Here is a 2,638-nt window from a genome sequence, read left to right on the forward strand (position 1 = left end):
CCCCCATCCGCACAACAGCCGTTCGAACACGTCAACGGCCGACGGCGAGCACATCCAACTCGCCATCGGCCACTACCTGCGGATTCGGGTCAGAGGTGGGAGGCTTCCATCATCACGATTGAGACTGCACCGTCCAGGGCGTCTCGCCAAAGCGCGGTGCGCTCCTCGTCGCTGGCGACATTGATGACCAGGTCAGCGAGCTTATGAGGTTCGGGCTGGGCAGCGGGCCGTCCGCCCGGGGCTTCGACGGGTTCCAGCACCAACCTACGGAGGAGACGGCGAGTCCTGGCATCCAGTTCCTTGAGTACGACTGGGGGGAAAAGCTCGTCAGCGGTGTCAGCCGGCGGAAGGCCCTGAGAAGCACGTACCTGGGCGTAGGAGCACAGCCAAACTGCGGTTATCAACACGGTCAAAGTACCGTCATCGAGCGCGGCCCGCCTCTCCAGGTCCGCCTTGCACGGCTTGCAGCACTCGTAAGCGGCGGCGAGCGCTTCGGAGATGCCATCCTCATCTCCGGTGATCATCCCCTCAGCACCATCGGGCAGGACGTGGCGGCCGCCCTTAGGGCACGCGAGGGCCTCAGGCGCGCGGACTGGGCCCGTTACTGGTAGCCAATCGGAGCCCTTGCTGGTGTCAACTTTGCACAACATCCAGGAGGGGATGCGAGTTCCTTGGTCGCAGGTGATGCACCACCACTGCTCGCTGTTGGTGCGCCGGTAGCCGTTTGTGCTCCCGCAGTGTCGGCAGCACACCGGAGGTGTCATTGGACTCCTTCCCCGCTGTACCACGCTATCTCGAGGGGCAAGTCTATGGCCCCATACGTCGCTTCACAGGGCCAGCCTTCGTGTACTCGCCCGGAGGTCTCGACTAGTACTCCAGCCGGACTTCTTCATTAGCGCTGGTCAACGGCTTGGGTGTGGGGAGTGTAGTGGGCTGGATCGGGGGTGGGGTGGTCTTTTCCGGGGCGTCCTACAAACGTGTGGGCGCGCTGCTTGTAGTGGCAACGGCGGGCGCGTGCTTGGTGGCGGCGACGCCGGTGGGACCACGCCATCGCGTGCGACCAAGGGCGGTTGCGTGATGCTGGGCGGGAACACCGCGGGACAGAACCTCGGTGACGAGGACGCCGCGCCCGAGCCCACGCCGACGGATGAGCCCACTCGTCTCCTGCGGGCCCCTGCCGGTCATCTGACCGGCGCGGCCTGCCAAGGTGGGTCGCGCACCGCACCACGCGCCGTCCGACCGTGCACCCAGCACGGACCGCACCACAGGAGGGGACACCATGGGCAAGCAGCGCATCACCGTCTGCCTGCCGCCCGTCGGCCCCGACGGGCTGAAGCAGGCGATCGGGCAGGCCATGGCCCCCTTCTGGTATGACCGTGAGGATCGCCCTCACCCGGACTGGGTGGGCGAGTGGAGCTACTGGTTCGTTTCCGGGGCGGGCTGTCTCTTCGACGTACTGCCCGGCCACGAGGACGACCCCCGGCTCGTGCGATACGACGACTGGACCAAACCCCCCGAGGACCTGCCGCCCTCCTGCTGTCATGGCGGCCCGCGCGGCATCCTCGACTTCGACACGCCCCGCGCCGCCAAGGCCCGCCGGGCAGCCGGCAACTGGACGGCGTACCGCGCCTTCGCTGACGGCTACCCGCCCGCGCTGCCTTTCCACCACTTCGCCGAGCGGGCCAGGAATCTGGAGCCGGACCACGCCAGGGAGGCCGCCGTGGCCGCCTTCCGTGAACAGCCCCTGATCCAGGCGATCGAGGCCGACCCCGCCCTGGAGGAACGGTTCACCTCCGACCCCGCCCTCCACCTCGACGAGGACCTGGAAACCTACGTGACCCGCCATGTGGCCGCCGTGCTGCCCACCCCCGCCCTGCTCACCCTCGATGGCCGGTGGGTGGAGGCTGGCGGCCCCGACTACAAGCGGATGTTCAACGCCTACCTGGACGGCCTGCCCGGCGACACGATGGTCGTGCGGGTGCTCTACCACTCGTGACGCAGTGGTACTCCAGCCGGGCTTCTTCATTGGCGCTGGTCAGCAGCTTGGGTGTGGGGAGTGTAGCGGGCTGAGACGGGGGTGGGGCGGCGTTTGCGGGAGTCGTCCCACGAAGGTGTGGCCGTGCTGCTTGTAGTGGCAACGTTCCGGGCAGCCCGCTCGCATGAGCGATGTACCAACGGGCCTGTGGGAAGAGGGACTTGCTGAGCTGCTCTTGCGGATCGGAGGATGTTTTGCCCGCGTGGAATCCCGGCGTCGGATGCGGGACTACGTCCGTGGGCTCCTTGGTCCGGTGGGCCGCAAGAACGGCTGGCAGCTCGCCGAATACGCCGGCCACGCCACCCCCGACGGACTGCAGCACCTGCTCTCCCGAAGCCGATGGGAGGCCGACGAGGTCCGCGACGACCTGCACGCCTACGTCGCCGAGCACCTCGGCGCGGACAACGGCGTGCTGATCATCGACGACACAGGCTTCATCAAGAAGGGCGAGACCTCCGCCGGGGTGCAGCGCCAGTACTCCGGCACCGCAGGGGCCCGCATTTCAATAAGTGCTCGGTAGGGGGGTGTTGGTGGGAGTCTGAGATATGACTGCGTGTCTGCCAGGCCGCCTCGCTGCACAGGCGCTGCGGGCCAAGTTCGATC

Annotated in this window: 2 protein-coding genes and 1 pseudogene; 2 read left to right on the forward strand and 1 reads right to left on the reverse strand. The window is 67.4% G+C overall.

Translation table 11 applies throughout. The annotated features are described in order from the left end of the window. Nucleotides 1-89: 89 nt before the first annotated feature. A complete protein-coding gene (locus tag ACWCP8_RS41115) occupies nt 90-524 on the reverse strand; it encodes a hypothetical protein (protein ID WP_451121668.1) in 435 nt (144 codons plus the stop codon). Between the two features lie 755 nt (nt 525-1,279). Between ACWCP8_RS41115 and ACWCP8_RS41120 the strand changes: the two genes are divergently transcribed. Together ACWCP8_RS41120 and ACWCP8_RS41125 are read left to right on the forward strand one after the other, a co-directional pair. Next, nucleotides 1,280-1,996 carry a hypothetical protein gene (locus ACWCP8_RS41120; protein WP_451121670.1) on the forward strand — a complete coding sequence of 239 codons (717 nt, stop codon included), beginning with the start codon at nt 1,280-1,282 and terminating at the stop codon, nt 1,994-1,996. A 163-nt stretch (nt 1,997-2,159) separates the two neighbouring features. Next, nucleotides 2,160-2,528 (forward strand): annotated as a pseudogene (locus ACWCP8_RS41125) (transposase); the annotation flags it as partial. Nucleotides 2,529-2,638 lie beyond the last annotated feature (110 nt).

The organism is Streptomyces sp. NPDC002206, from assembly GCF_053593595.1.

Coding starts and splice junctions, on each gene's coding strand:
- ACWCP8_RS41115 (WP_451121668.1), bottom strand. CDS start 524: ATGATCACCGGAGATGAGGATGGCATCTCCGAAGCGCTCGCCGCCGCT.
- ACWCP8_RS41120 (WP_451121670.1), top strand. CDS start 1,280: ATGGGCAAGCAGCGCATCACCGTCTGCCTGCCGCCCGTCGGCCCCGAC.